General features: G+C 72.5%; 26 protein-coding genes, 1 tRNA gene, 1 pseudogene and 1 riboswitch. Of the genes and pseudogenes, 12 read left to right on the forward strand and 16 right to left on the reverse strand.

From position 1 onward, the window contains the following. Position 1: 1 nt before the first annotated feature. The 4 genes from F8568_RS13915 to F8568_RS13930 are packed head-to-tail and all read right to left on the reverse strand — an operon-like array spanning position 2 to position 4,450. The gene (locus F8568_RS13915) at positions 2–1,588 is read right to left on the reverse strand and encodes an FtsW/RodA/SpoVE family cell cycle protein (RefSeq protein ID WP_151593945.1); all 1,587 of its coding nucleotides are present in this window, start codon (positions 1,586–1,588) and stop codon (positions 2–4) included. Continuing rightward, positions 1,585–3,174 (reverse strand): Stp1/IreP family PP2C-type Ser/Thr phosphatase, encoded by a 1,590-nt coding sequence (locus F8568_RS50340; protein ID WP_151593946.1) that lies wholly within the window; start codon positions 3,172–3,174, stop codon positions 1,585–1,587. Before F8568_RS50340 ends, F8568_RS13915 begins: the two co-directional genes overlap by 4 nt. Next, positions 3,171–3,683, reverse strand: coding sequence for an FHA domain-containing protein FhaB/FipA (locus F8568_RS13925; protein WP_151541687.1), 513 nt, complete (start codon positions 3,681–3,683; stop codon positions 3,171–3,173). The genes F8568_RS50340 and F8568_RS13925 overlap by 4 nt, the downstream gene beginning before the upstream one ends. Positions 3,684–3,694: 11 nt before the next feature. After that, the gene (locus F8568_RS13930) at positions 3,695–4,450 is read right to left on the reverse strand and encodes an FhaA domain-containing protein (RefSeq protein ID WP_151541686.1); all 756 of its coding nucleotides are present in this window, start codon (positions 4,448–4,450) and stop codon (positions 3,695–3,697) included. A gap of 127 nt (positions 4,451–4,577) precedes the next feature. On the opposite strand from F8568_RS13930, the gene F8568_RS13935 reads away from it, so the two are divergent. Continuing rightward, positions 4,578–4,660, forward strand: a tRNA-Leu gene (locus F8568_RS13935). 802 nt (positions 4,661–5,462) lie between these two features. On the opposite strand, the gene F8568_RS13940 is transcribed toward F8568_RS13935, so the two are convergent. Together F8568_RS13940 and F8568_RS13945 are read right to left on the reverse strand one after the other, a co-directional pair. Further along, positions 5,463–6,284, reverse strand: coding sequence for an SDR family oxidoreductase (locus F8568_RS13940; RefSeq protein ID WP_151593947.1), 822 nt, complete (start codon positions 6,282–6,284; stop codon positions 5,463–5,465). 34 nt (positions 6,285–6,318) lie between these two features. Continuing rightward, complete coding sequence (locus F8568_RS13945; protein WP_151593948.1) at positions 6,319–7,875, reverse strand: class I adenylate-forming enzyme family protein; 1,557 nt, start codon at positions 7,873–7,875, stop codon at positions 6,319–6,321. A 112-nt stretch (positions 7,876–7,987) separates the two neighbouring features. Here F8568_RS13945 and F8568_RS13950 point away from each other — a divergent pair, with 112 nt between their 5' ends. After that, positions 7,988–8,614 (forward strand): TetR/AcrR family transcriptional regulator, encoded by a 627-nt coding sequence (locus tag F8568_RS13950; protein ID WP_160573610.1) that lies wholly within the window; start codon positions 7,988–7,990, stop codon positions 8,612–8,614. A gap of 11 nt (positions 8,615–8,625) precedes the next feature. Here the strand turns inward: F8568_RS13950 and F8568_RS13955 are convergent, their stop codons facing one another. Next, the gene (locus F8568_RS13955) at positions 8,626–8,763 is read right to left on the reverse strand and encodes a hypothetical protein (protein WP_160573611.1); all 138 of its coding nucleotides are present in this window, start codon (positions 8,761–8,763) and stop codon (positions 8,626–8,628) included. Here F8568_RS13955 and F8568_RS13960 point away from each other — a divergent pair. Both F8568_RS13960 and F8568_RS13965 read left to right on the forward strand, forming a co-directional pair. Beyond that, positions 8,750–9,127, forward strand: coding sequence for an SDR family oxidoreductase (locus F8568_RS13960; RefSeq protein ID WP_236008718.1), 378 nt, complete (start codon positions 8,750–8,752; stop codon positions 9,125–9,127). The genes F8568_RS13955 and F8568_RS13960 overlap by 14 nt on opposite strands. 101 nt (positions 9,128–9,228) lie before the next feature. Beyond that, a complete protein-coding gene (locus F8568_RS13965; protein WP_151593950.1) occupies positions 9,229–10,578 on the forward strand; it encodes an FAD-binding oxidoreductase in 1,350 nt (449 codons plus the stop codon). Between the two features lie 89 nt (positions 10,579–10,667). Here the strand turns inward: F8568_RS13965 and F8568_RS13970 are convergent, their stop codons facing one another. Both F8568_RS13970 and F8568_RS49530 read right to left on the reverse strand, forming a co-directional pair. Beyond that, on the reverse strand, positions 10,668–10,988 hold the full coding sequence (locus tag F8568_RS13970; protein ID WP_151593951.1) for a hypothetical protein: 321 nt from the start codon (positions 10,986–10,988) through the stop codon (positions 10,668–10,670). 165 nt (positions 10,989–11,153) lie between these two features. Next, positions 11,154–11,612: an ATP-binding protein gene (locus F8568_RS49530; RefSeq protein WP_151593952.1), complete on the reverse strand. Its 459-nt coding sequence runs from the start codon at positions 11,610–11,612 to the stop codon at positions 11,154–11,156. A gap of 202 nt (positions 11,613–11,814) precedes the next feature. On the opposite strand from F8568_RS49530, the gene F8568_RS13980 reads away from it, so the two are divergent. Then, complete coding sequence (locus tag F8568_RS13980) at positions 11,815–12,219, forward strand: phosphoribosyl-AMP cyclohydrolase (protein ID WP_202124917.1); 405 nt, start codon at positions 11,815–11,817, stop codon at positions 12,217–12,219. Between the two features lie 6 nt (positions 12,220–12,225). Here the strand turns inward: F8568_RS13980 and F8568_RS13985 are convergent, their stop codons facing one another. Next, positions 12,226–12,921, reverse strand: coding sequence for a hypothetical protein (locus tag F8568_RS13985; RefSeq protein ID WP_151593954.1), 696 nt, complete (start codon positions 12,919–12,921; stop codon positions 12,226–12,228). Next, positions 12,918–13,574 (reverse strand): RNA polymerase sigma factor, encoded by a 657-nt coding sequence (locus F8568_RS13990; RefSeq protein ID WP_328600868.1) that lies wholly within the window; start codon positions 13,572–13,574, stop codon positions 12,918–12,920. The genes F8568_RS13985 and F8568_RS13990 overlap by 4 nt, the downstream gene beginning before the upstream one ends. Positions 13,575–13,817: 243 nt before the next feature. Between F8568_RS13990 and F8568_RS13995 the strand changes: the two genes are divergently transcribed. Together F8568_RS13995 and F8568_RS14000 are read left to right on the forward strand one after the other, a co-directional pair. Then, positions 13,818–14,357, forward strand: a complete 540-nt coding sequence (locus F8568_RS13995; protein ID WP_236008719.1) for a glycosyltransferase — start codon at positions 13,818–13,820, stop codon at positions 14,355–14,357. Between the two features lie 245 nt (positions 14,358–14,602). Beyond that, positions 14,603–15,211, forward strand: coding sequence for a TenA family protein (locus tag F8568_RS14000; RefSeq protein WP_151593957.1), 609 nt, complete (start codon positions 14,603–14,605; stop codon positions 15,209–15,211). Between the two features lie 76 nt (positions 15,212–15,287). On the opposite strand, the gene F8568_RS14005 is transcribed toward F8568_RS14000, so the two are convergent. From F8568_RS14005 to F8568_RS14015, 3 genes are read right to left on the reverse strand one after another with little or no spacing between them, the layout of a single operon-like run. Continuing rightward, the gene (locus F8568_RS14005; RefSeq protein ID WP_151593958.1) at positions 15,288–17,597 is read right to left on the reverse strand and encodes a heavy metal translocating P-type ATPase; all 2,310 of its coding nucleotides are present in this window, start codon (positions 17,595–17,597) and stop codon (positions 15,288–15,290) included. 31 nt (positions 17,598–17,628) lie between these two features. Beyond that, positions 17,629–18,546 carry a hypothetical protein gene (locus F8568_RS14010; protein WP_151593959.1) on the reverse strand — a complete coding sequence of 306 codons (918 nt, stop codon included), beginning with the start codon at positions 18,544–18,546 and terminating at the stop codon, positions 17,629–17,631. Positions 18,547–18,578: 32 nt separating this feature from the next. Continuing rightward, on the reverse strand, positions 18,579–18,785 hold the full coding sequence (locus F8568_RS14015; protein ID WP_151593960.1) for a heavy-metal-associated domain-containing protein: 207 nt from the start codon (positions 18,783–18,785) through the stop codon (positions 18,579–18,581). Between the two features lie 428 nt (positions 18,786–19,213). On the opposite strand from F8568_RS14015, the gene F8568_RS14020 reads away from it, so the two are divergent. After that, a complete protein-coding gene (locus F8568_RS14020; protein WP_151593961.1) occupies positions 19,214–20,077 on the forward strand; it encodes an Fpg/Nei family DNA glycosylase in 864 nt (287 codons plus the stop codon). Positions 20,078–20,135: 58 nt separating this feature from the next. On the opposite strand, the gene F8568_RS14025 is transcribed toward F8568_RS14020, so the two are convergent. Then, the gene (locus tag F8568_RS14025) at positions 20,136–20,309 is read right to left on the reverse strand and encodes a hypothetical protein (protein WP_160573612.1); all 174 of its coding nucleotides are present in this window, start codon (positions 20,307–20,309) and stop codon (positions 20,136–20,138) included. An 11-nt stretch (positions 20,310–20,320) separates the two neighbouring features. Here F8568_RS14025 and F8568_RS14030 point away from each other — a divergent pair. Beyond that, a pseudogene (locus F8568_RS14030) lies at positions 20,321–21,073 on the forward strand (helix-turn-helix domain-containing protein); the annotation flags it as partial. A gap of 26 nt (positions 21,074–21,099) precedes the next feature. Then, positions 21,100–21,309 (forward strand): DUF397 domain-containing protein, encoded by a 210-nt coding sequence (locus tag F8568_RS14035; RefSeq protein WP_151594054.1) that lies wholly within the window; start codon positions 21,100–21,102, stop codon positions 21,307–21,309. Positions 21,310–21,450: 141 nt separating this feature from the next. On the opposite strand, the gene F8568_RS14040 is transcribed toward F8568_RS14035, so the two are convergent. After that, the gene (locus F8568_RS14040; RefSeq protein WP_151593962.1) at positions 21,451–21,912 is read right to left on the reverse strand and encodes an SSI family serine proteinase inhibitor; all 462 of its coding nucleotides are present in this window, start codon (positions 21,910–21,912) and stop codon (positions 21,451–21,453) included. Between the two features lie 49 nt (positions 21,913–21,961). On the opposite strand from F8568_RS14040, the gene F8568_RS14045 reads away from it, so the two are divergent. Next, the gene (locus F8568_RS14045; protein WP_151594055.1) at positions 21,962–22,294 is read left to right on the forward strand and encodes a rhodanese-like domain-containing protein; all 333 of its coding nucleotides are present in this window, start codon (positions 21,962–21,964) and stop codon (positions 22,292–22,294) included. 59 nt (positions 22,295–22,353) lie between these two features. Then, a riboswitch (TPP riboswitch) is annotated at positions 22,354–22,471 on the forward strand. Then, positions 22,464–23,831: a purine-cytosine permease family protein gene (locus tag F8568_RS14050; RefSeq protein ID WP_328600869.1), complete on the forward strand. Its 1,368-nt coding sequence runs from the start codon at positions 22,464–22,466 to the stop codon at positions 23,829–23,831. (Overlaps the previous riboswitch by 8 nt.) The last annotated feature ends 23 nt before the right edge of the window (positions 23,832–23,854 follow it).

The raw sequence follows: 23,854 nt of genomic DNA on the forward strand, positions 1-23,854 counted from the left end.
ATCACCTCGTGCTCACGATCTGGGTCATGCCCTCGTCCTGGATGGCCTGCGGGGCGGGCTTGCGCGCGTCGTGGCTCATCCGCACCAGGATCGCGATCAGGATCCAGTTCGCCATCAGCGACGAACCGCCCTGCGACAGGAACGGCGTGGTCAGACCGGTCAGCGGGATCAGCTTGGTCACCCCGCCGACGATCACGAAGACCTGCAGGCCCAGCACGAATGAGACGCCGCCCGCGAACAGCTTCAGGTACGGGTCCCGCGCGGCCACGGCGGTCTTCATGCCGCGCTGCACGATCAAGGCGTAGATGAGCAGCAGCGCCATGAGCCCGGTCAGGCCGAGCTCCTCGCCCATCGAGTCGAAGATGAAGTCGCTGAACGACAGCGGCGTCTGCCACGGCTGGCCCTGCCCGAGCCCGGTGCCGAGCACCCCGCCCTCGCCGAGCGCGAACAGCCCCATCATCAGCTGCCGGCTGTCGGAGTACTCGCCGCCGAGCTTCGCGCAGGCGGTGAAGCCGGGATAGCCGCTGCCGGCGGCCTTCTCCCTCTTGTAGATCGTGGTGTCGGGGTTGACCGGGACGACCTTGCCGCTGTCCAGCAGGCAGCCGCCGTCGAAGTACGGCTTCGGGTTCTGCCAGATGTCGATGCGCTGGTTGACGTGCGCCATGAACGGCAGCTGCGTCGCCACGAACACGCCGACCGCCAGCAGCCCGACGCCGATCGCCACCCACGACACCCGCTGCGTCGCGATGTACAGCATCGACACGAACAGGCCGAAGAACAGCAGCGCCGTACCGAGGTCCTTCTGCATGAACAGCACGCCCAGGCAGAAGAACCAGATCACGACGATCGGGCCGAGGTCGCGGGCGCGCGGCAGGCTGAACGGGCCGAGCTTCTTGCCGATCAGCGACATCGCCTGCCGCTTGTTCACCAGGTACCCGGCGAAGAACACCACCAGCAGCAGCTTGGCGAACTCGCCCGGCTGCACCGACAGCGGGCCGACGTGGATCCACACCCGCGCGCCGTTGATCTCCGCGCCGATGCCCGGCACGATCGGCAGCAGCAGCAGGATGATCGCGACCAGGCCGGTCAGGTAGGTGTAGCGCTGCGCGGTCTTCGGGGTGAACGACAGCGGCGCGTCGGTCTTGGTGGTGTCCCGCATGATCAGGACCGCGGCCACGAACAGCCCGATCCCGACGAACGTCCACAGCAGCTGGCCCGGCGCGTCCGCCGCGTCCTTGATCAGCTTCTTGCCGGCCAGCTGCGCGGCCTTCTTGGTGTCGCTGGTGTCCAGGTCGAGCCGGTAGATCATCGCCAGCCCGAGCCCGTTCAGCGCCACCGCCAGCGGCAGCAGCAGCGGGTCGGCGTACGGCAGGAACTTCGCCTGCACGAAGTAGGCGGCGAGCGCGAGCACCACCAGGCCGCCGCCGATGGTGAACAGACCCGCGGGGATGTGCCCGTCGCGGGCCAGCCCGACCTCCGCGAACGCCGACAGCGTCAGCACCATCGCGAACGCGAGCACCGCGAACGACGCCGCGTTACGCCGCTGGTACGGCAGGACCGCCCTGATCTGCTCCCCGAGCGAGTTCATCTATGGCTACCCCCGTCGGACGGGCAGTCCTCGATGGTCGGGTTGCTCGCCTTGCACGCGTCGCGGTGGTCGCCGAGCTCCCTCAGCTTCGCCTCGGCCTCCTGCTGCCCGACGAACGCGAGGCCGCCCTTGGTGACCGCCGTCGCGTCCGACGTCGGCAGCTCGCTCAGCGGGATGTCGCTGTTGGTGACCTTCTTCTGCTCGCAGTCGCGCCGGCCCTGCCCCTTGACGACGACGACCTTGCCGGACTCCTCGGTCAGGACGTACTTGCACACCCGGTTCTTCAGCTCGTTCAGGGCGGACGGACCGTCCACGGAGTAGGTCGCCTTCACCTGCTCCCGCAGGTCCGTCGGGAGGTCCGCGAGCAGGATCGGCGGGTTCGGCTGCTTGTCGGCCTTCCGGGACAGGCTGATCCCCGGCACCTTCTGGGTCGTCCCCCGGTACAGGACGACCTTCCCGTCCTCCGCACCGACGTAGTAGCCGTTCCGGACGTTCTGCACCAGCACGAAACCGCCCGCCACCACGGCCACCACGACCACGCCCGCCACCACGATCAGCCACGTCCAGCGGCGCGCGCCCCCGCCGCGCCGCCGCTGCGGCGCCGCCATCTGCTCCTGCATGCCCTGCGGCATCGCCCCGGGCGGCCTTGCCATCGGCTCCTGCATCGGCATCGGCGCCGGCGGCGGCATCTCGTCCACCGCGACCGGCGGCTGCGGCATCGTGTCCCGCAGCTGCGCCGCCCGCCCCGCCGGGGTGTCCGCCACCGTCACGTTCGGGCCCGTCCCGCCGCCCGGCGGCTCCGGCGGTGCCGCGTTCGCCGCCGCGCCCACCGCGTGCCCCGGACCGCCCGTCGGGGGATGCCGCTCCAGGTCCACCACGTCCGCGACCACGCAGGTGATGTTGTCCGGCCCGCCGCCCCGGTTCGCCAGGTCGATCAGCTGCCGGACCGCCTGCTCCGGCTCGTCCACATCCGTCAGCACCTGGAAGATCGTCTCGGCCGTCACCACGCCGGACAGGCCGTCCGAGCACAGCAGGTAGCGGTCCCCGACGTTCGCCTCGCGCAGCGACAGGTCCGGGTCGACCTCGCCGCGGCCGTCCAGCGCGCGCAGCAGCAGCGACCGCTGCGGGTGCGTCGCCGCCTCGTCCGGGCTGATCCGGCCCTCGTCCACCAGCGACTGCACCAGCGTGTGGTCGTGCGTGATCTGGAAGAGGCTGCCGTCCCGCAGCAGGTAGGCGCGCGAGTCCCCGATGTGGACCAGCGCGACCTGGTTGCCCGCCCACAGCATCGCCGTCAGCGTCGTTCCCATGCCCTGCAGGGCCGGGTCGGACTCCACGATGCGGTGCAGGTTGTCGTTGGCCGTCTTCACCGTGTGCTCGAGCGCGGCCAGCAGCTCGCTCGCGGGCAGGTCCTTGTCCAGCCCGCGCAGCGCGTCGATCGCGGCGGCACTGGCGATCTCGCCGCCGACGTGTCCGCCCATCCCGTCGGCCACCGCGAGCAGGTGCGCCCCCGCGTACGCCGAGTCCTCGTTGCCCTCGCGCAGCATGCCGACGTCGGAGCGCGCGGCGTAGCGGATTCCCAGTGTCATTTGCGCAGCTCGATCACGGTCTTGCCGATACGGACCGGTACGCCGGGGGGCACCGGCATCGGCCGGGTCACCTTCGTGCGTCCGAGATATGTGCCATTGGTCGAGCCGAGATCTTCCACGATCCACTGACCGTCCTGCGCATAAAGTCGGGCATGCCGGCTCGAAGCGTAGTCGTCGGTCACCACGAGCGTGGCGTCATTGGCGCGACCGATGGTAATGGGCACCCCCGTGAGATCGATGACGGTGCCGGCCCGCTCGCCCTGGACGACCACGAGCTTGCTGGGGGCGCCGCCCTGGGCGCCGCGGCGCGACGGCGGCGGGGGCGCCGCCGCCATCTGCGGCCGGCCCGCCTTCGGGGGCCGGGGAGGCTGGGCCGCCCGGGTGGCCGCCTTCGTCGCCGCCTTCGAGCCGAACAGGTCGGCCCTGATCACACCGACGGCCGCGATGACGAAGAGCCAGAGCACCGCGAGGAACGCCAGCTTGATCAGCGTGAGGGTGAAATCGGACATCGGAGTCGGGGTTACTCCCTATCGCGGCGGAACACAAGGGTAGTGCGGCCCATCGTGACCCGGGAGCCGTCCACCAGCGTCACCCGCCGGATCGGCTGCCCGTTCACGAACGAGCCGTTGGTCGACCCTAGATCCACGAGCACGATTTCGGGACCTTCTACGCGGATCTCGGCATGGTGCCGGGACACGCCCGGATCCACGAGACGCAGGTCGCAGTCGGTGCCGCGGCCCAGCAGGGTGACCGGAGTGTTGATCTCGTACGTGCGCTGCGTGGTGTCGGAGCCCTCCACCGCGGTCGTCACCAGGAGCCGCGGGTTGCCGGCGAAGGCCCCGCCCCGCCCGCCCTGCGGCACGTCGCTCACCGGCTGGCGGATCTCCCCGCCCTCCACGGTGGACCCCCGGATCACACCGGACCGGATGCGGAACATGCCCGTGGCGAGGTCCCCGGCGTTCTCGAACCGGACGCGCACCGGACCCACGAAGGAGTACCCCTGCTCCTTCGCGTACTCGCGCGCCAGGTTCGCGAGCTCCTGGCTCAGGCTGTCGGCGTACACCTGCAGCCGCTGCCCGTCCTGCTGAGAGATCTCGACGACGAAGTCGTTCGGGACCAGCGTGCGGCCCTGCGCCACGATCGCGGCCCGATCGTCCATCTCGCGCTGCACAGCACTGGCCACCTCGACCGGCTGCAGCTCCGACTTGAAGGCACGGGCGAAGGCCCCTTCGACCATGCCCTCGAGCCGTCGCTCGAAGCGCTGAATGACGCCCACGGGCACCTCCTCTCCCCACTGGTAGACGATCGTATCGGTGCGAAGGTTCGCGAGAAGTATCCGAGTGCCAGACCACTGCCGCGACCGTGCTAGCCTTTTCACGCGCCCGGAAACGGGCCGACACCCTGGGCGGGTGGCGGAACGGCAGACGCGCACGGTTCAGGTCCGTGTGTCCGAAAGGATGTGAGGGTTCAAATCCCTCCTCGCCCACTTCGGGGTGCAGACGAAAGTCCCACCCCCACAGTGACGAAACGACCCCGGAGCTGGCAAGCTCCGGGGTTCTTGTCGTTACGGAGGCCAGTCTTCTGTGACCGATGGGACCGAAGGGACAGGCGCGCAGCCGCCGGTCGACTAACACTTCTCCACGGGTGTCACGCTCTGGACGGTGTCGAGTGGGATGATCTTTTCCCCCTTGCCGGTCATCAGAACCATGCCCTGCGCGGTGACGCGTGCGGCGGTTCCACAGACCGTGGTGTCCGACGTCGTCAGCCTGAGCAGCGGATTGTCCTTGGCCGGACCGTACCAGGTGACCGCGACGGCGGAGACGAGCAGGGCCGCGCATGCCAGGGTGGCGATGATGCCCTGGCGCAGGTTCCGTGCCGCGTCCAGGGCCTCACGGTGCTGGGTGACGGCCTCCGGCAGCAGGTCGTTCAGGGCGATGACGCGGGGACGGCCCTGGGCGGCGCTCCATCGCCGCCCGCGCGCGGATGACGGCCATGTTGGCCTCTTGGCTGGAGCGCGGCGAGATCGCCGGATTCCGCCGATCCGGGCCGGTCCGGCGACACCAGCTTGACCTCCGTCCGGGTCAGCGCTGCCGCCCGCGCGACGCCCGGTGCCGCCGCGACCCGGGCCGCCACGTCCCGGGACAGCGGCGCAAGTGAGACCATATGGCCGATCCGCTCCCCCACCTCCTCCACAGGGAAGGATCAGAGCGCGCTGACGGAACGAGCCCCCGGCGCGCACGCCAGGGGCTCGTCTCGGCGGTCGGTCCGCGCCGCCGCGTCGGGTGCTCTCAGGAGGCCCGAACCGTGACCCCCGCGACGGCGCCGCCGTCGACCAGCAGGTCGGTGCCGGAGATGAACGACGCGGCGGGGCCGAGCAGGAACTCGGCGGCCGCGGCGATGTCGGCGGGGGTGCCGGCCCGCTTGGCGTTGGACGCGTCGATCATCGCCCTCATGCCGGCGCCGTGCTCGCTGTCGAGCTCGGCACGGCCCATGGGGGTGGCGATGACGCCGGGGCTGATCGAGTTGATCCGGGCGCCGCGCGCGCCCCAGGCGGTGCTGGCGGCCTGGACGCGCAGCCGGTTGGCGTACTTGGCGAAGGCGTAGGCGGTCCCGCTGTCGGCGAAGGCGGACGCCTCGCAGATCGGAAGGGAGAGCAACTGGTCCGCCGGGGTGGTGGCGAGCTGTTGCTGCTGCTCGCGCGGGAGGCCCGGGTGGAAGTGGCCGGCCATGCTGGCGATCACGATCCCGGCGCCGCCGGGCGCGACGACCTCGCCGAACTCCTCCAGGACCAGCGCCACGCCCAGCAGGTCGACCGCCAGGACCGCCGGCACCGGCGCCTGCACGGGCGACAGCCCTGCGGTGTGCACCACCGACAGCACCGGGCCGAGGGAGTCGGCCTGCTCGGCCAGGGCGGCGACCGGCTTGCGCGAGGAGACGTCCACCCGCTGCGCGGTCACCCGGTGGCCCTCGCCGGTGAGCTGCCCGGCGACCGCGTCCAGGGTCTCCTGGTCGTGGTCGGCCACCAGGAGGTGGGCGGACGGGCTGATGCGCCGGGCGATGGCCTGCCCCATGCCGCCGACTCCGATGACCACCGCGACGTGCTGCGCCATGCTCTCTCCTCCGGGCCGTGTCAGCCGGTCGGTTTCATTTGAGCGTGCCGTCCGTGACCAGCGCGCGGAGTCTCCTGCGGTCGAGCTTGCCGCTCGGCAGCGTCGGGATCCGCTCGCTCGACGTGACGACCCAGCGGGTCGGGACCTTGTAGGCGGACAAGCGCCGGCGGGTGTCGGCGGCGAGGGCGTCCACGTCGATCTCCGGGACGGCGGGCACGATGACCGCGCAGACCTCCTCACCGCGCGCGGGATGGTCGGTTCCGATGACCGCGCACTGGGCGACCTCGCCGGACTCCTCGATCGCCGACTCGACCTCGAGCGGGGACACGTTCGCCCCGGACGACTTGATGAGGTCGCTGGTGCGCCCCACGTAGAACAGCCGCGGGTCGCCGGGGCGGCGGTAGACGCGGTCGCCGGTGTGGTACCAGCCGTCCTGGTCGAACACCTCCGACCGCTCGCGCTTGTTGTAGCCCGCCATCGTGCCCGTGCCGCGGATCAGCAGTTCGCCGACGTCGCCGTCGGGGACCGGGCGGCCCTCGCCGTCGACGATCGCGGTGTCGGTGAAGGCGAAGCCGCCGGCCGTCTCGGTCATGCTGCGGTGCACGGGGTAGCCGTCCGGGACGCCGTTCATGGCGAGGTCGAGCGGCCCGTCCCGCAGCATGGGCGCGGCGGCGAGGTCGCGCCCGGCGAAGGACGGGTGCTCGCGCAGCCGCTGGGTGAACGCGGGCCAGCCGACGACGCCGTTGCCGCGTTCGCGCTCGATCAGGTCGAGCGCCGCTCCGGCGTCCAGGCGCGGCAGGACGAGCACCGTCACCGGTTCGTGGAGCGCGCCCGTCGTGGCGAGGACGCCGCCGATCCAGAAGAACGGCATCGCGCACAGGATCCGCGGCACGCCCTGGACGCCGGTGAGGGACCGGATCGCGGCGGGCCAGGTGGAGGTCTGCCGGGTGAGGGTGCCGTGCGTGTGGAGGACGCCTTTGGGGTCGGCCGTGGACCCCGACGTGTGCACCATGATCGCGAGGTCGGCGGGAGTCACCTCGTCCTCGACCGCCGCCAGCAGCCCGGCGGGCGCGACGGCGTCGCTCGCAGCGTTCCAGACGGTGGCCCAGGAGCGGTCGGAGTCGCCGGTGAGGACGATGCGGCGCAGGTAGGGCGCGGCGGGCAGGCACAGGTCCCCGGCCCGCTGGTCCGCGAGCCCGGGGAGCGCGGCCTCGAACCGCTCGGCGACGTCGATCGTGAGGACGCGGACCGGGGCGACGAGCACGGCGACGTCGGCCAGCCGCAGCACCTTCGCGATCTCGGCCGGGGCGTACAGCGTGCTCAGCGGGACGACGACGGCGCCGACGCGGCTCGCGGCGAGCCACCAGACCGCCCATTCGGTGTCGCTGGTGAAGAACAGGCCGACGCGCGTCCCCTTGCCCGCGCCGTGGCGGAGCAGCCACCGCGCCGCGAGCGCGGAGCGGCGGTCGGCCTCGGTGTGGCTCAGCCGGTCGGTGGGCGTCACCAGGTACAGATCGTCGCCGAACTCGCGCGCGGCGCGCTGGAGCAGGGCGGGGACGGTCGCGCGCGACCCGATGTCTGCCGGCGGCATGGGACCCACTCTCGACGATCGCGGTGCCCGGAGCCTATTACGTACGATTCCCGTACGTAAAGGGCCGGATCTACAATGGGCACCCGCCGAACCGCCGCGAAGGAACGCCGCCATGCCCGACGCCCGAACGTCCGGTCCGACGGCGGGGCGCAAGCGGGACCCGCTGATCGAGCCCCGGGTCTTCGAGGCGGCGGTCCGCGTCTACGCCCGCGCGGGCTGGGGCGGCTTCACCTTCGACGCGGTGGCGCGGGAGGCGGGCGTCGGCAAGCCCGCCCTCTACCGGCGCTGGTCCGGCGGCGAGGAGCTGCTCGTCTCCGCGCTGCACAACCTCGACTTCCCGACCGCCCGGGACTGCGGCTCGGTCCGCGCCGACCTGCTGGACTACGCCCGGCAATGGGTGCACTGGTACCGGCATCCCGACCGGGCCCTTGCCGGCCGCCGGATCTCCCTCGACTCCCGCGCCCGCCCCGCGCTCGCGGCGCTCTACGAGGAGATGATCAACAGGCCGCGCACCGAGGCCGCCCGCGAGATCACCCGGCGGGCGGTCGCCCGCGGCGAGCTGGCGCCGGCGGTGCGGTCCTCGACGCTTCCCGACCTGCTCGTGGGCGCGATGTCCACGCACTGGGAGTCGACGCCCGAAGGCAGCCGCGCCCGCCTCCGCCGCACGTTCCCCGCCTATGCCGAGACGCTGGTCGACATCATCCTCGCGGGCGCGCAGGCGATGCCGCCGCGCCCCTGACGCGCACCGGCTCAGGACAGCTCGTCGAGGACCGCCTCGGTCACCGTCTCGACCAGCGTGACGCCCGCGTCCATGGACGCGTTCCGGTCGGACAGGACCGCGATCGCGTACTCGTGGTCGCCCTTGATCCGGCCGATGCTGTTGATCACCCACGGGCCGATGAACTTCGACTACAACGCGGCCAAAGCGGCGCTGAACAATCTCGCGAAGGGCCTGTCGGAGGAGTTCGGGCCGCAGGGGATCCGCGTGAACACGGTGTCGCCCGGCCCGGTCCGGACGGCGTGGTGGACCGAGGAGGGCGGCGCGGCCGACATCATCGCGCAGGCCACCGGCTCGGACCGGGACGCGGTCCTGGACGGCGGCGCGGCGGAGATGATGAGCCTGACGACCGGCCGGATGGCCGAGCCGCAGGAGGTCGCGGACGCCGTGGCGCTGCTGGCCTCGCCGCGCTCCGCGAGCACGACGGGCGCGGAGGTCGTCGACTCGGGCTTCCTCAAGGAGTCTAATCCATAAGCAATCCTGCTAGAGATCATAAGATCTATCTCTTTGACGTATGGACAGCCGGTGACCAGGATGGGCGGTGAGCGACGGGAAGAGACCCGAGAGGAGCCACGATGAACGCGTACGGGAATGTGCGGGGCGCGGTGCTCGAGCCGGGCGACGAGGGCTACGACGCCGAGCGGACCGGCTTCCAGACCGCCGGCCCGCACCGTCCCGCGGTGATCGTCGTGGCCGAGGACGCCGCGGACGTCCGCGCCGCCGTCGAGCACGCCGCCGCGCGGGGCCTGCCGGTCGCCGTGCAGAACACCGGGCACGGGCTCCCGCTCCCCGCCGACGGCGGGCTGCTGATCGCCACCCGGAAGATGACCGGCGTCGAGATCGACCCGCGAACCCGGACGGCGCGGATCGGGGCCGGCGTCCGGTGGGCGCAGGTCGTCGCCGGGGCCGCGCCGCACGGGCTCGCGCCGCTGAGCGGGTCGTCGCCCGGCGTCGGCGCGGTGTCCTACACGCTCGGCGGCGGGATCGGGCTGATGTCGCGGCGGTACGGGTTCGCGGCCGACCACGTCCGGTCGATCGACGTCGTCACCGCGGACGCGCGGCTCCGGCACGTCACGCCGGACACCGACCCGGACCTGTTCTGGGCGCTGCTCGGCGGCCGCGCGAACTTCGGCGTGGTCACCGGCCTGGAGACCGGCCTGCTCCCGGTCGCGCGGCTGTACGGCGGCGGCCTGTACTTCGACGCGGACCTGATCCCCGCGGTGATGGAGACCTGGCGGCGGTGGACCGGGACCGTCCCCGACGCGATGACCTCGTCGGTCGCGCTGATGCCGGTGCCCGACGTCCCGGCGTTCCCCGAACCGCTCCGCGGCCGGCACGTCGCCCACGTCCGGATCGCCTTCACCGGGGACGCGGCGGAGGGCGAGCGGCTCGTCGCGCCGCTGCGGGCGGTCGGGCCGCGGCTGATCGACACGGCCGGCGAGATGCCGTACACCGACTCCGGCCTCATCCACAACGAGCCGCCCGTCCCGATGGCGTACCGGGCGACGAACGTCGCGGTCGACGCGCTGGACGGCGGCCTCGTCCGCGACCTGCTCGGCCTCGCCGGACCGGGCGCGCCCGACCGGGCGATCGTGGAGGTCAGGCACCTCGGCGGGGCGATGGCGAAGCCGCCGGCCGTCCCGAACGCCGTCGGCAACCGGGACGCCGGGCACCTCGTCGGCCTGCTGTCCAAGCTCGGTCCGGACGACATGGGGGTCGACGCCCTGCACGACCGGTTCGGCCGGCTGCTCGCCGCCCGGTCGCGCGGGCGGGTGCTGAACTTCCTGTTCGGCCCGGACGCGACACCCGACCGGGTCCGCGCCGCGTACGAGCCGGAGACCTACCGGCGGCTCGCCGAACTGAAGGCGCGGTACGACCCGGCGAACCTCTTCCGCCTGAACCACAACATCGCTCCCGCGACGTAGGACGCGAGGCCCCGCACGGCCGCCGCGCCCTCCGGGCCCTCACGCCCTGGACCCCCGTTCCGGACATCGGAGCGGGGGTTCTCGGCGCGTCACTTCCGCGGAGCGCGGCGCGGCAGGAGGAGCGCCGGCACGAGTGCCAGGGCCAGCAGACCGAGCGCGAACGCGTACGTGTGCTGGAACGCGTCCGCAAGCGGACCGGCGACGGCCGCATGCGCCTGCGGGCTCAGCCGGCGCACGGCCTGCAACGCGCCGCCGTCCGGATCGTCCGGGACGAGGCCGCTCATCAGCGTGGACAGCACCACCGACGCCAGCGCCGTCCCGATCGCGCCGGACGTGGTGTTGACGAGGTTCACCGTGGTGCTCGCGGCCGGCGCCTGCTCGTGCGATATCCCGCGCGTCGCCGCCGTCATCGCCGGCGAGCGGGCCGACCAGCACCGCCAGCCCGAGCGTGCTCATCAGCCGGCCGAGCCGCTCCGGGCCGGCGGCGCGCAGCAGGATCGCTAGAAACGCCCCGACGGGCCCGGCATCCGTCACCCGACTGGCCTCTCGGCCTTCGTGACGGCGCGGTCGGTGCGTCAGAGCGCGGAGGGGTGGCAGCAGGCGATGCGTGGGGCGGCGGGGGCGTTGAACTCGGCCCAGACGGCTCGGCCGCCGAGGGCGCTGTGCGAGCCCCATGCGGTGGACAGGGCGTCGACCAGGCGCAGGCCGCGGCCGTCCTCGCCGCAGGGGTCCTCGCGCACGCACGGCGCGCCGCCGGTGCCGCCGTCGTCGAGGACGGTCACGCGCAGCATCCCGTCCGCGGCGCTGACGATGACGGTCACCCGCCCGCCCAGCCCGGACGCGGTGTGCTCGCAGGCGTTCGCGACCAGCTCGTCCACGCACAGGACGACGTCGGCGAGGGCCTCGGCGTCGATGTGCGGGGCGACGCGGCGGACGAACGCGCGCGCCTCGGGAGCGGAGCGGGCTACGCCGGGTAGGCTCGTCGTGCCGAGAAGCCGCATGGGACCGCGCGTCCGGACAGTGCCCCGTTTCATCGCTTCGCTCCCTCAAGTGAGTGCTCCGGCCAGCATGCGGCCGCGGATGCGGCCGCACAATCGCCTCCGGTGACAAGCCGGGCGCCGTGCATTCGCCGTTTACGTAGATGAACCCGGCGGGCGTGCGACGATGCGTGCTGACATCGGCGCGCACGGTGACGATCGGGTTGCCGTGGCGCCGCGGCGCGGGGAGGATCGCGTGGTGAACGAACTCGAAGAGGGAACGCGGCTCGCACTCGACTTCGGCAAGCTGCGCGCCGTCGCGGCGACCGGCTCGGAGGTCGTGCCGGTGGTGCTGCAGGACGCGGCGAGCAAGGACGTGCTGTTCATCGGCTACGCGAACGAGCAGGCGCTGAAGGCGACGCTGGACGAGCGGATCGCGGTGCTGTGGTCGACGTCGCGCAACGAGCTGTGGCGCAAGGGCGCGTCGTCCGGCGACGTGCTGGAGCTGGTCGAGGTCCGCGTGAACTGCGAGCAGAACTCGCTGCTCTACCTGGTCAACCGGACGACCGGCGGCGCCTGCCACACCAGGTCGGCGTCCGGCGACGCGCGCCCGACCTGCTACTACCGGTCGATCACCGGCGAGGGCGCTCTCCGCCACGAATGACGGGTCTCATCGCGGGGCCGGCCGCGGGTGGCGCCCGGGAACGTTCCGGGCGCCGTGGTTCTTCTTGACGCCGTCGCCGCGGTCGTGCTTCTTGCCTTTTCCGTTGCCGTTGTTGTTGCCCTGACCCTTGCTCGGATGGGTCTTCTTGGCCTTCGGGGACCTGCTCTTGGCCTGACCGGGCGGAGTCGTCCGGCCGCGCTTCGGCGTGCCCTTCGGGGACGGGCTCGGCTTCTGATGCCGCGGCGGCGGCGTCGTGCGCGGTGCGACGGTCGGCGACGGCATCAGCCGGTCGCGGCGGTGCGACGACTGCTTCGGCGAGCGATGGTGGGACGACGCGGGCGCCGGGGACTGCCCGGGCAGGTGCCCGGTGCTCGCCGCGACCGCCACGCCGCCGCCGAACGCCGCGAGCGCGGCGGCGAGCACGGCGACCTTGACCGTCGCGAAGCGGGACACGGCGGCCCAGCGCGGCCGGTGCGGCGCGGGCCGTGCCAGGGCGGTGCGGAAGGCGGCGGCCGCGGCGTCCTCGCCGGCCAGTTCGCCCGGACGCGGCGGGCCGGCGGCGGCCGCCAGCAGTGCGCGCAGCGCGTCGTAGCCGTCGGCGCGGTGGTCGGCGGGGCCGTTCGCGACGCTCATCGGAACACTGCGGAGCAGCCGCTCGGCGGTGCGCCGGTCGAGCCGTCGGGCTCGCTGATGGTCGTTCATCTCACCCCTTCAGCGCCCGTACCGCCGCTTTTGTCACTTCCGGCGCCGGGCAGCGGCGCGATCATGGACCCGGGGCCCGCCGCGCCGGACCCCGCGAGCCGCTCGGAGAGGCGGCGCAGCCCCCGGTGGGCGGCGGTGCGGACCGCGCCGGGCCGCTTCCCGAGCACCTTGCCCGCCGACTTGGCGTCCAGCCCCGCGACCACGCGCAGCAGCACCGCCTCGGCCTGGTCGCGCGGCAGCGCGGCGATCAGCCGCACCGCCTCCTCGGTGGCGATGCCGTCCAGGGCCAGCGCCTCGGTGTCGGCCTGCGCGGCGAGCGTCAGCAGTTCCTCGGCGGGCGCGTCGGCGGCGGGCCGGCGGGACCGGCGGCGCAGGTGGTCGAGCGCGCGGTGCCGGGCGATCGTGGCGGTCCAGCCGCGGAACCCGTCGATGCCGCCGCTGAAGCCGGGCAGGTCGCGGGCGATCTGCAGCCAGGCCTCGGAGGTGACGTCCTCGGCGTCGGCGCCGACGAGCGCGCCCGCGAAGCGGATCAGCCGGGGCTGGACGTCCCGGTAGAGCACGCGGAAGGCCTCCTCGTCGCCCTCCTGGGCAGCGCGGAGAGCGCGGTCGAGATCGTCCTCGCCGCTCGCGTCCCTCCTCCGCACTCTCGTCACCTGCGCCATTGTGCAGGCATTTCAGGTCTCGTGTGACATGTACGGGGCGCTCGGCACTGACCGTTCTGAACGGCCGTGCCGGGAGGGCGCGCGCGACGTTCGTCCCCCGATGCGAAGTGATGGACCACATGATCCGCGATTCGCCTGTACACCGGCATGACCGGAACGAGGATTCCGGTGCGGCGCCGGGCCGATCCGCGTCTCCGCCCGGCCCCAGGGGCACCGCGCCGGACGGGCCGCCGGATGTTCGACGTGCTGGAGTGCATGCCGACCGTCCCGGGCGCGATCGGCGCGTTCCGCCGGTCCGTGCTGGCGCGGGTCGGCGGCGTCCCCGCCGACACCCTCGCCGAGGACACCGACCTGACCATGGCGATCTGCCGGTCCGGATACCGCGTCGTGTACGAGGAGAAGGCGATCGCCTGGACGGAGGCGCCGTCGTCGCTGCGGCAGCTGTGGCGGCAGCGGTACCGCTGGTGCCACGGGACGATGCAGGCGATGCGGAAGCACCGCCGCTCGCTGGTGGAGCGCGGCGCGTCCGGCCGGTTCGGCCGCCGCTGCCTCACCTACCTGGCGGTATTCCAGGTGCTGCTGCCGCTGTTCGCGCCCGCCGTCCGCCCGCTGTGGGCGCTGCCGCTCCAGCAGTTCGCGTACCGGCAGCTGATGTACCTGGTGGTCGTCCAGTCGGTGGTCACGGCACTGCTGGGCGCCCGGCTCGGCTGGCACACGATCCGCCGCACGGGCACCTTCTCCGACGTCCCGCCGCAGCCAGCGTCCGCCCGCTGACCGGATCGGATCCTGAGGGCGGGAACAATCCGAGGGCGCCCAGGGGTTACACGACATAGCCGGTGTGCCTGGTGTCCCCGGGCCTCACCTATCGCCTTCACGGAATACCGTTCGGCTGGAGCCGTGTTGAGCCTTTCGCCGAGAGGCGACCCGCACACCGGTGCTCGACCACGGCTCCGCCGGGCCTCCACACCCGGCGGGGCGTGGTCATTTTCGGGGCCGGTTCCGGTGCCAGACTTGACGGCATGAGTCTCGCGGCGCACCTGGAGGACCTCGGCCGTCCGCTGGTCGAGGAGCAGCTGAAGCACCCGACCGTCCTCGGCATCGCGCACGGGGACCTGGACGAGGCGGTCTTCCGCTCCTGGCTCGAACAGGACTACCTGTTCCTGCACGACTACGTCCGCGTGTTCTCCCGGCTCGCCTGGCAGGCCCCGCCCGCGCACCTCGGCGACCTCGTCGACCTCGCGCACGCGACCTACCACGACGAGCTGGACCTGCACCGGTCGCTGTCCGCCGAGTTCGGCGCCGACCTGGACGGCGCCCGCAAGGGCCCCGCCTGCGCCGCCTACACGGGCTTCCTGCTGGACAGCGCCGCCTCCTACGGCGACGGGCTCGCCGCCCTGTACCCGTGCATGTGGGGCTATTCGACGCTCGGTGCCCGCCTCGCCGAGGACCCGCCCGCCGAGCCGCGCTACCGCCGCTGGGTCGACACCTACGCCGACGCGGGGTTCGCGGAGCTGACCCGCCGCATCGCCCAGATGATCGACGAGTCCGGCGCCGACCCCGCCCGCGCCGAACACCTGTTCCTCGAGGGCATGCGCCACGAACTCGCCTTCTGGGACGTCCCGCTCTGATCGTCCGCGCGGGGTTTCACATGAAACACCGGAGCGCGCGGCCCCGGATCGGGGGCCGCGCGCTCATTCGCCGTCGTCAGCGGGCCGGCTCGACCTCCGGACGGGCCGGGGCCGAGGCCGCCGGGGCCGGCGCGGCGTCGCCGTCCAGCGCCTTGAACCGGCGCAGCCGCAGGCTGTTGCTGACCACGAAGACCGACGAGAACGCCATCGCGCCGCCCGCGATCATCGGGCTGAGCAGCCCGGCCGCCGCCAGCGGCAGCGCCGCCACGTTGTAGGCGAACGCCCAGAACAGGTTCCCCCTGATCGTGCGGAGCGTGCGCCGCGACAGCCGGATCGCGTCCGCCGCGGCCCGCAGGTCGCCGCGGACCAGCGTCAGGTCCGACGCCTCGATCGCCACGTCCGTGCCGGTGCCCATCGCCAGGCCGAGGTCGGCCTGGGCGAGCGCGGCGGCGTCGTTGACCCCGTCGCCGACCATCGCGACCGTCCGCCCCTCGGACTGCAGGCGCTTGACGACGTCGACCTTGTCCTGCGGCAGGACCTCGGCGATCACCTCGTCGATCCCGACCGCGTCCGCGACCGTCCGGGCGACGGTCTCGCTGTCGCCGGTGAGCAGCACGGGCCGCAGCCCGAGCGCGCGCAGCCGCCCGATCGCCTCCGCCGAGGTCGGCTTGACCTGGTCCGCGACGGTGATCACCGCGCGCGCCTCGCCGTCCCAGCCGACCGCGACGGCGGTGCGGCCCCGCGACTGCGCGTCCGCCATGGCCCGCTCCAGATCGCCGGTCAGGTGCTGCGACCACTCGGCCAGCAGTTGCGGCCGGCCGACCAGGACGCCGTGCCCGTCGACGATCCCCTGCACGCCCAGGCCCTCGACGTTGGCGAAATCCTCGACCGTGCCCAGCGTCCCGACCCGCTCGGCGGCCCCCCTGGCGATGGCCTGCGCGATCGGGTGCTCGGACGCGTTCTCCAGCGCCCCGGCGAGCCGCAGCACCTCCGCCTCGTCCGCGCCGCCGGCGGTGTGGACGTCCACCAGCGCCATCCGGCCGGTGGTGACGGTGCCGGTCTTGTCCAGCACGACCGTGTCGATCGCGCGGGTCGACTCCAGCACCTCCGGGCCCTTGATCAGGATGCCGAGCTGCGCGCCGCGCCCCGTCCCGACCATCAGCGCGGTCGGGGTGGCCAGGCCGAGCGCGCACGGGCAGGCGATGATCAGCACCGCGACCGCCGCGGTGAACGCCCCGGCCAGGCCGGAGCCGGTGCCGACCCAGAAGCCCAGCGTCGCGACGGCCAGCGCGATCACCACCGGGACGAAGACCCCGGAGATCCGGTCGGCGAGCCGCTGCACCTGCGCCTTGCCGGTCTGCGCGTCCTCCACCAGCCGCGCCATCTGCGCGAGCTGGGTGTCGGCGCCGACCCGCGTCGCGCGGACCAGCAGCCGCCCGCCCGCGTTCACCGTCGCGCCGACCACCGCGTCGCCCGGCGCGACCTCCACCGGGACGGACTCGCCGGTCAGCAGCGACGCGTCCACCGCCGACGACCCCTCGGTCACGACACCGTCCGTGGCGATCTTCTCGCCGGGCCGGACGACGAACACGTCGTCCACGGCCAGCCGCTCGACCGGGATGCGCTCTTCGCGCCCGTCGCGGACGACCGAGACCTCTTTGGCGCCCAGCTCCAGCAGCGCCCGGAGTGCGGCGCCCGCGCGCCGCTTGGCCCGCGCCTCGAAGTAGCGGCCCGCGAGGATGTACGCGATGACGCCGGACGCGGTCTCCAGGTAGATGTTCATCGACCCGTCCGAGCGGGTCATGGTGAACTCGAACCCGTGCTTCAGGCCCGTCTCCCCGGCGGTCCCGAAGAACAGCGCCCACAGCGACCAGCCGAACGCGGCGAGCGTCCCGACGGACACCAGGGTGTCCATCGTCGCGGCGCCGTGCCGCAGGTTCGTCCACGCGGCCTTGTGGAACGGCCAGCCCGCGTACACCACGACCGGCGACGCCAGCGTCAGCGACAGCCACTGCCAGTTGTCGAACTGCAGCGCCGGGACCATCGCCATCGCGATCACCGGGACGGCCAGGACGACCGACGTGATCAGCCGCTGCCGCAGCGTGCGCAGCCCCTCGTCGGGCTCCTCACTCCCGTCGCTCTCGGGCGGGGTAGGCAGCTCGGCGGTGTAGCCGGCCGCCTCCACCGTGGCGACCAGGTCCTCCGGCGATACCCCCGCCGGGAACTCGACCCTGGCCTTCTCGGTGGCGTAGTTGACCGTCGCGGTGACGCCCTCGAGCTTGTTCAGCCTGCGTTCGATGCGGTTGGCGCACGACGCGCACGTCATCCCGCCGATCGCCAGCTCGATCCGCCCGGATTCCGCTTCTGGCACGGCGCCGGTGGTCATCGCTCCTCCTCCGCTTCGACCGTACGGGATGTCAGTGGGTGTGCCCGCCGTGGCCTTCGTCCTGTCCGCCCTGCTCGACGGGCCCGGACGACGGCCCCGCCGTCACGGTGAACTCCGCCGTGCGGACCTTGCCGCCGTGCTGGAAGTCCAGGTACAGCCGGTACGTGCCCGCGCTGGGCGCCTCGGCGTAGAAGGTGATGCCGGGCCCCGGCTTCGTCTTGCCGTCGCCGGGCTCGCCGTCCGGGTGGACGTGCAGGTAGGCCAGGTCGCCCTGCCGCAGCGCGACCAGGTGCCCGTAGGCCTCCAGGTACGGCTCCAGGTCGGTGACGGGCCGGCCGTCCTTGCCGACCGTCAGCGTCAGCTTGCTCGACCTGCCCGGTGCCAGCGCCCCGTCCAGCTTCACCTCGTAGCCGTCCACCTTCGCGACCCGCGCGGGCTCCGGCAGCGGGACGGGCTGGTCGTCGCCCGGGGCGGCGACGTCGGCGCCCAGCGTCAGCGCCTCCTCGGCGCCCTCCGGCCGGACGTCGGTGAAGAACCGGTACGCGCCCGCCTTGGGCAGGACGACCGTGGCCGCCCACACGCCGCCGCCGACCTCGGCCGGGTGCAGGTGCTGGAAGCCGGACAGGTCGCGCCGCGCGATGATCAGGTGCAGCCGCTTGCCGTGCAGCGGCGCGAACCCGGTCACCGGCCTGCCGTCCGGGCCGTCGATGGTGAACCGGAAGTCGGTCGGCACGCCCGGCCGGACCGTGGTCGTCCGCGGGTGCAGGGTGTAGCCGTCCTGGCTGACCTGCAGCCCAGCGGGGACCGCCGTGCCCGCGGATTCGTGCGCGCCGTGCCCGCCCTCGTCGGCCTTGCCGACAGGGCCGGCCACCGTGCCGATCCCGGCGGCGCCGCCGAAGACGACGGCCAGCCCCGCCACGTAGACGCCCACCTTGGTCGCGGTGTTCATCGTCCTTCACCTCGCTCGTAGGGCGGCAGGCCTCAGGCCCGCAGGGCGTATCCCGCCTCCTCGACGGCGCCCTTGATCAGGGCGTCGTCGACGGGGGCCTCGCTGGTGACGGTCACCCGGCCGGACTCGAGGTCGACGTCGACGGCGGTGACGCCGGCGACCTGCCCGACCTCCTCGGTCACGGAGGCGACGCAGTGGCCGCAGGTCATCCCGGTGACGGTGTAGGTGGCGGTGCTCATCTCTCGTCCTTCCTCATCATGTACCCCCTGGGGGTATCGGCACGACCTCATGGTGCCATAACCCGAACACTCCGCACAACCCGTACCCCCTAGGGGTTATTTCGAGATCCGGGTCACGGCCTGCCGCACGGAGTTATCCACACCCTGTGCGGCGGTCCGCCCCGGTGGCCGCGCGGCGATTTGTCGATATTCGTCAAGGTATTCACCCTGGAACGCCCCGCCGCCGCACCGACCCGCGCGCCATGCACAAGGTTTTCCACAAGCTTCCCCAGCCCTGTGGACAGTCCAAAGGGACACCGCGCACGGGGGCGCCGCTCCCTTCGATCCTCTCGCGGTCCGCGCCCCCGGGCGGGCCTCTTGCGCAGGTCCGCCGCACCGCTGCCGGACCGTTTACCTTGGAGGGGTCACGGCCGGCGAGTGGAGGTCCGATGCCCGAGTTGCCCGAGGTGGAGGCGCTGGCGGCGTTCCTGCGCGAACGCGTCGTCGGCCATGCCGTCGCGCGCGTCGACGTCCTCGCGATCTCCGCGCTGAAGACCTACGACCCGCCGGTCACCGCCCTGCCCGGCCTCACCGTCACCGGCGCCGCCCGGCACGGCAAGTTCCTCGACCTGGACGTCGACGGCATCCACCTGGTCGTCCACCTGGCCCGCGCCGGCTGGCTCCGGTGGCGCGACGAGGTGCCGGCCAAGCCCGCCCGCCCCGGCGGCAAGAACCCGCTCGCCCTCCGCGTCCACCTCGACGACGGCTCCGGCTTCGATCTCACCGAGGCCGGCACGAAGAAGGGCCTCGCCGTCTACGTCGTCCGCGATCCGAACGACGTACCCGGCGTGGCGGGCCTCGGCCCCGACCCGCTCGACGCCTCGTTCACCGCCGACCGCCTCCGCGAGATCGTCGCGGGCAAGCGCACGCGGATCAAGGGCCTCCTGCGCGACCAGAGCGTCATCGCCGGCATCGGCAACGCCTACTCCGACGAGGTGCTGCACGTCGCGAAGGTGTCCCCCTTCAAGATCGCCGCGACGCTCACCGACGACGACGTCGCGACCCTCCACGACGCGATCGTCACGACCCTCCGCGACGCCGTCGGCCGCTCGCGCGGCCTCGAGGCGCAGGACCTCAAGGGCGAGAAGAAGACCGGCCTCCGCGTGCACGGCCGCAAGGGCGAGAAATGCCCGGTGTGCGGCGACACGATCCGCGAGGTGTCGTTCGCCGACTCGGCCCTCCAGTACTGCCCCACCTGCCAGACCGGCGGCAAACCCCTGGCCGACCGCCGCCTCTCCCGCCTCCTCAAGTAACCCCACCAGCCGAGCTGCGGCGTGCCGCCGCTAGGACGACACGCCACAACGCAATGCCTTATCGCTCCTTCCGGGCGACCTTGCGGATCACCTTGGCCACGCGTCGCCGCCTGCATTTGGTGTCCGCCGGCTCGGTGAGCGGGCCCAGCCGCGCCGCGATCTCGGCGACGGTGCCCGCGATGTCGTGGCACGGCTTGAGCGGGTCACCGGTCGAGGCGACGAACCACGGCACACCGCCCGTGGTTGCGAGAGGAAGCCGAGCTCACCCCCGAGACGGCCGCCGGGATACTCGGCTGGAGCCGCACCAAGCTCGTCCGGATCGAGACCGCGAAGAACCTGCCGACCGTTGCGGACGTCGCGCACATCCTCGAGACCTACGGCGGTTCGGCCGCCGTCCGAGCAGCCCTCCTCCAGCTCGCCCGCGACATCCGCATGCGCGGTTGGTGGACGTCCTACGACGACGTCCTGGCCGGCTCATACGCCGAGTTGGAGGACGCCGCCGACCGCATCCGCAGCTGGCAGACAGAGGCACCGCCCGGCCTGTTGCAGACCGAGGATTTCGCCCGCACGCTCATGCAGGGTGAGTATCCCGACGACTCGGCGGAAGTCGACAGAAGACTTCAGGCTCGGATGACGCGCCGGGCTCGACTCGCGCGCGCAGATGCTCCGCAGCTCGATGTGATCATCGCTGAAGAGGCGCTCCGTCGTCCGGTCGGCGGTCCGAAGGTGATGATCGGACAGCTAAGTGCGCTCCTGGAGGCCGGCGAACGTCCGTCCGTCATGATTCGGGTGGTTCCGACGCGCATCGGTTACCGCCCTGGCCTCGGCGGCGGCTCGTTGGTGCTCTTCGAGTTCGATGCACCCTTGGAACTCGACACGGCGTACCTGGAAACCCTCGGCGGCGGCCTGTACATCGAAGACATATCCCAAGTACGGATGTGTACGGTGATGCTGGGGCGTATCGCCGATGTGGCGCTCTCGCCCCAGGAGTCCGCGGCTTTGATCGCCGCCGTTCCAGTCCTATGGTTCGTGACTTCCCCGCCGACGCCGTGTGGCGCAAGTCCAGCCACAGCGGTAGTGGCAACGACACGTGCGTCGAGGTTTCGGCAAGTGTGGCGGGGGTGGTCGGTGTGCGTGACTCGGTTGATCCTGGAGGGCTGGTGCTGGCTTTCGCGCCGTCGGCCTGGCGCGCGTTCACGGCCAGGGTCAAGGACGGCGAACTCGCACTTTGAGCGCTCCTGAGTGGCGGGGGGGGGGGTTTGGGGGGCCCACGCCCAACCCCCCCCCACCACACCGGGGGGCCGGGGGGGGGGCGCCGTTATGGGCGCGCCATAGCGACACCCCGCCACTCAACAGGGTGCGGCCGGTGGGGGTCAGCGGACCTTGGGGACGGGGCCGAAGACGGGGGCGATCTCCGTCCAGCGGTGCAGCTGGCAGCCGTCGTTGCGCTTGAAGGTGGTGTCGATGGGCTTGCCCTGCCAGGTGCCCTTCACCGTGGCGACCTCGGGGCCGCCGTAGATGTCGGTGCACATCCGGTCCTTGGGGACGGGCGCGAAGGGGTCCTTGGCCTTGGTGAGGGCGGCGCAGGCGTCGGCGGCCTTCGGATGGTCGCCGCCGGCCGGGTCGCAGGTCAGCTTGTAGGTCTTGGCGGGAGCCTGGGCCGAGGCCCGGATCTGGATGGTGAGGGTGTCGGCCGGGGAGCCCGAGGGACGTACCGTGGCGGTGCCCGAGGGCTTCTCGCCGGGAAGGCTCTTGGCGTGTTCGTCGCCGCAGGCGGCCAGTGAGAAGATCATGGCGAGCCCGGACGAGGCGAGGATGAGCGTCCGATACCGCATGCGTGATTCGACGCAGGGGCGCCTCGCGCGGTTCCATGGAGGTGTGATGATTTTCGGGGACGAGGTTCCGGCGGTGGTCGCCGCCGACGTTCCGCAGGGCGGTTACCTGCTGGACGTGCGCGAACAGGACGAGTGGGACGCCGGGCACGCGCCCGAGGCCGTGCACATCCCGATGGGTCAGCTGGGCGACCGGGCCGGGGAGATCCCGCGGGACCGGGAGATCTTCGTGATCTGCCGGTCGGGGGCGCGGTCGGCGCAGGTGACGGTGGCGCTGAACCAGGCGGGCTGGCTGGCGAAGAACGTGGACGGCGGGATGAAGGGCTGGGCCGAGGCGGGCCGGCCGATGGAGAACGGCGGGGACGGCGAGCCGTTCGTGGCCTGACCCAGCAGAGAGATATGCACCCTTTGTAAGGGTTGCGGGTGGTTGTACGATCGGTGCCGACCGATAACCGCGGGAGCTCGGGCCATGAGCCGGGCTGAGAGGGCGGCCTTCCTGGCGTCGCCGACCGCATGAACCTGTCCGGGTAATGCCGGCGTAGGGAGCGTGTCCCGTGACGTCCGATGTCGAGAAGACCCTGGAGCGCCCGCGCAACGAGGTCCCCTACACCCTCGACGAGCCCGCCCCGAAGGTGCTCGGCTTCTGGGACCAGAGCGCGTTCTGGGCGAATCTCGGGGTCAGCCTGCTCGCCTTCTCCGGCGCCTACACCGTGCTCGCGCCAGATGCGGACGGGAAGCCGACGCTGGCGATCGCGGCGGGCATCGTCGCGATGATCGTCGGCACCGTGCTGGGCGGGCTGATGCTCGGCCTGGCCGCGGTGCCGGGCGCGCGGACCGGGCAGCCGGCGATGGTGCTGCTGCGCGGGCTGTTCGGCGCGCGGCTGTCGTACGTCCCGACGGTGCTGAACATCGCGCAGCTGGTCGGCTGGGGCACGTTCGAGCTGATCGTGATCGCGGACGCGGCGCGGGAGCTGTGGGACGGGGTGCCGCGCTGGGGGTACGTGGTCGCGGCCGGGGTTCTCACGACGGTGCTGACGATCTGGCCGCTGGGGTCGGTGCGGCTGCTGCGCCGGTACGTGACGGTCGCGGTGATCGTCGCGCTGGCCTACTTCTACGTGCAGCTCGTCCGGCAGCCGCTGCCGGACCTGAACGAGGGGTCGTGGCACGGGTTCTGGATCGGCGCGGACGCGGCGCTGGCGGTGTCGATCTCGTGGGTGCCGGTCGCCGCCGACTACACGCGGCACGCGAAGAGCGCGCGCGGGGCTTTCGGTGCGGCATCGGTGGGGTATTCGGTCACCCAGATCGTGGCGTACGTGCTCGGGCTGCTGGCCCTGGCGCTCGTCGCCGCCGACACCGACCGGGTGTTCGAGCCGTTCCAGGACGTCGCGCTCGGCGCGGTGTTCTTCGCGGTGTTCGTGTTGCGGGAGGCCGACCAGTCGTTCGCGAACGTGTACTCGACCGCCGTGTCGATCCAGAACCTGGTGCCGCGGGCCGACCGCCGCGTCCTGTCGGTCGCGCTCGGCGCGGGGATCACGGTGCTGGCGCTGGTGCTGGACATCAACGACTATGCAAGCTTCCTGTCGCTGATCGGGTCGGTGTTCGTCCCAATGCTGGGCGTGCTCGCGGCGGACTTCTTCCTGGGCCGGGGCCGGGCCGGCGGCTGGGACGCGAGCCGCACCGCGCCGTCCCGGTGGAGCATGATCGCGGCCTGGGCGGTCGGCATCGTCGCCTACCAGCTGATCAACGCGGGCACCGTCGGCTGGTGGGCGGACCTGTGGCAGGACGTGCGGGACGCGCTGCACTTCACCCCGCAGAGCTGGATGAGCGCGTCGCTGCTGTCGTTCCTCGTCGCGGGGGCCGCCACGCTGCTGGTCGGCTGGGCGGGCGCCGCCCGCCGCCGCCCCGGTATTACTCAGCGGTAGGGTTGTCGCAGCCGCGCGCCGAC

Origin of the sequence: Actinomadura physcomitrii, assembly GCF_008923205.2 — a bacterium.
GTDB classification, from domain to species: Bacteria; Actinomycetota; Actinomycetes; order Streptosporangiales; family Streptosporangiaceae; genus Spirillospora; species Spirillospora physcomitrii.

What these genes read in the sequence shown, in the direction of transcription:
- F8568_RS13945 (WP_151593948.1), bottom strand. Translation starts at nt 7,875, where the DNA reads ATGCCGCCGGCAGACATCGGGTCGCGCGCGACCGTCCCCGCCCTGCTC.
- F8568_RS14035 (WP_151594054.1), top strand. Translation starts at nt 21,100, where the DNA reads ATGGTTCGTGACTTCCCCGCCGACGCCGTGTGGCGCAAGTCCAGCCAC.
- F8568_RS13915 (WP_151593945.1), bottom strand. Translation starts at nt 1,588, where the DNA reads ATGAACTCGCTCGGGGAGCAGATCAGGGCGGTCCTGCCGTACCAGCGG.
- F8568_RS14015 (WP_151593960.1), bottom strand. Translation starts at nt 18,785, where the DNA reads ATGAGCACCGCCACCTACACCGTCACCGGGATGACCTGCGGCCACTGC.
- F8568_RS13970 (WP_151593951.1), bottom strand. Translation starts at nt 10,988, where the DNA reads ATGACGGCGGCGACGCGCGGGATATCGCACGAGCAGGCGCCGGCCGCG.
- F8568_RS14005 (WP_151593958.1), bottom strand. Translation starts at nt 17,597, where the DNA reads ATGACCACCGGCGCCGTGCCAGAAGCGGAATCCGGGCGGATCGAGCTG.
- F8568_RS14020 (WP_151593961.1), top strand. Translation starts at nt 19,214, where the DNA reads ATGCCCGAGTTGCCCGAGGTGGAGGCGCTGGCGGCGTTCCTGCGCGAA.
- F8568_RS13960 (WP_236008718.1), top strand. Translation starts at nt 8,750, where the DNA reads ATGCTGTTGATCACCCACGGGCCGATGAACTTCGACTACAACGCGGCC.
- F8568_RS49530 (WP_151593952.1), bottom strand. Translation starts at nt 11,612, where the DNA reads ATGAAACGGGGCACTGTCCGGACGCGCGGTCCCATGCGGCTTCTCGGC.
- F8568_RS13925 (WP_151541687.1), bottom strand. Translation starts at nt 3,683, where the DNA reads ATGTCCGATTTCACCCTCACGCTGATCAAGCTGGCGTTCCTCGCGGTG.
- F8568_RS14000 (WP_151593957.1), top strand. Translation starts at nt 14,603, where the DNA reads ATGAGTCTCGCGGCGCACCTGGAGGACCTCGGCCGTCCGCTGGTCGAG.
- F8568_RS13965 (WP_151593950.1), top strand. Translation starts at nt 9,229, where the DNA reads ATGAACGCGTACGGGAATGTGCGGGGCGCGGTGCTCGAGCCGGGCGAC.
- F8568_RS13995 (WP_236008719.1), top strand. Translation starts at nt 13,818, where the DNA reads ATGTTCGACGTGCTGGAGTGCATGCCGACCGTCCCGGGCGCGATCGGC.
- F8568_RS14010 (WP_151593959.1), bottom strand. Translation starts at nt 18,546, where the DNA reads ATGAACACCGCGACCAAGGTGGGCGTCTACGTGGCGGGGCTGGCCGTC.
- F8568_RS13950 (WP_160573610.1), top strand. Translation starts at nt 7,988, where the DNA reads ATGCCCGACGCCCGAACGTCCGGTCCGACGGCGGGGCGCAAGCGGGAC.
- F8568_RS13985 (WP_151593954.1), bottom strand. Translation starts at nt 12,921, where the DNA reads ATGAACGACCATCAGCGAGCCCGACGGCTCGACCGGCGCACCGCCGAG.
- F8568_RS14040 (WP_151593962.1), bottom strand. Translation starts at nt 21,912, where the DNA reads ATGCGGTATCGGACGCTCATCCTCGCCTCGTCCGGGCTCGCCATGATC.
- F8568_RS50340 (WP_151593946.1), bottom strand. Translation starts at nt 3,174, where the DNA reads ATGACACTGGGAATCCGCTACGCCGCGCGCTCCGACGTCGGCATGCTG.
- F8568_RS13940 (WP_151593947.1), bottom strand. Translation starts at nt 6,284, where the DNA reads ATGGCGCAGCACGTCGCGGTGGTCATCGGAGTCGGCGGCATGGGGCAG.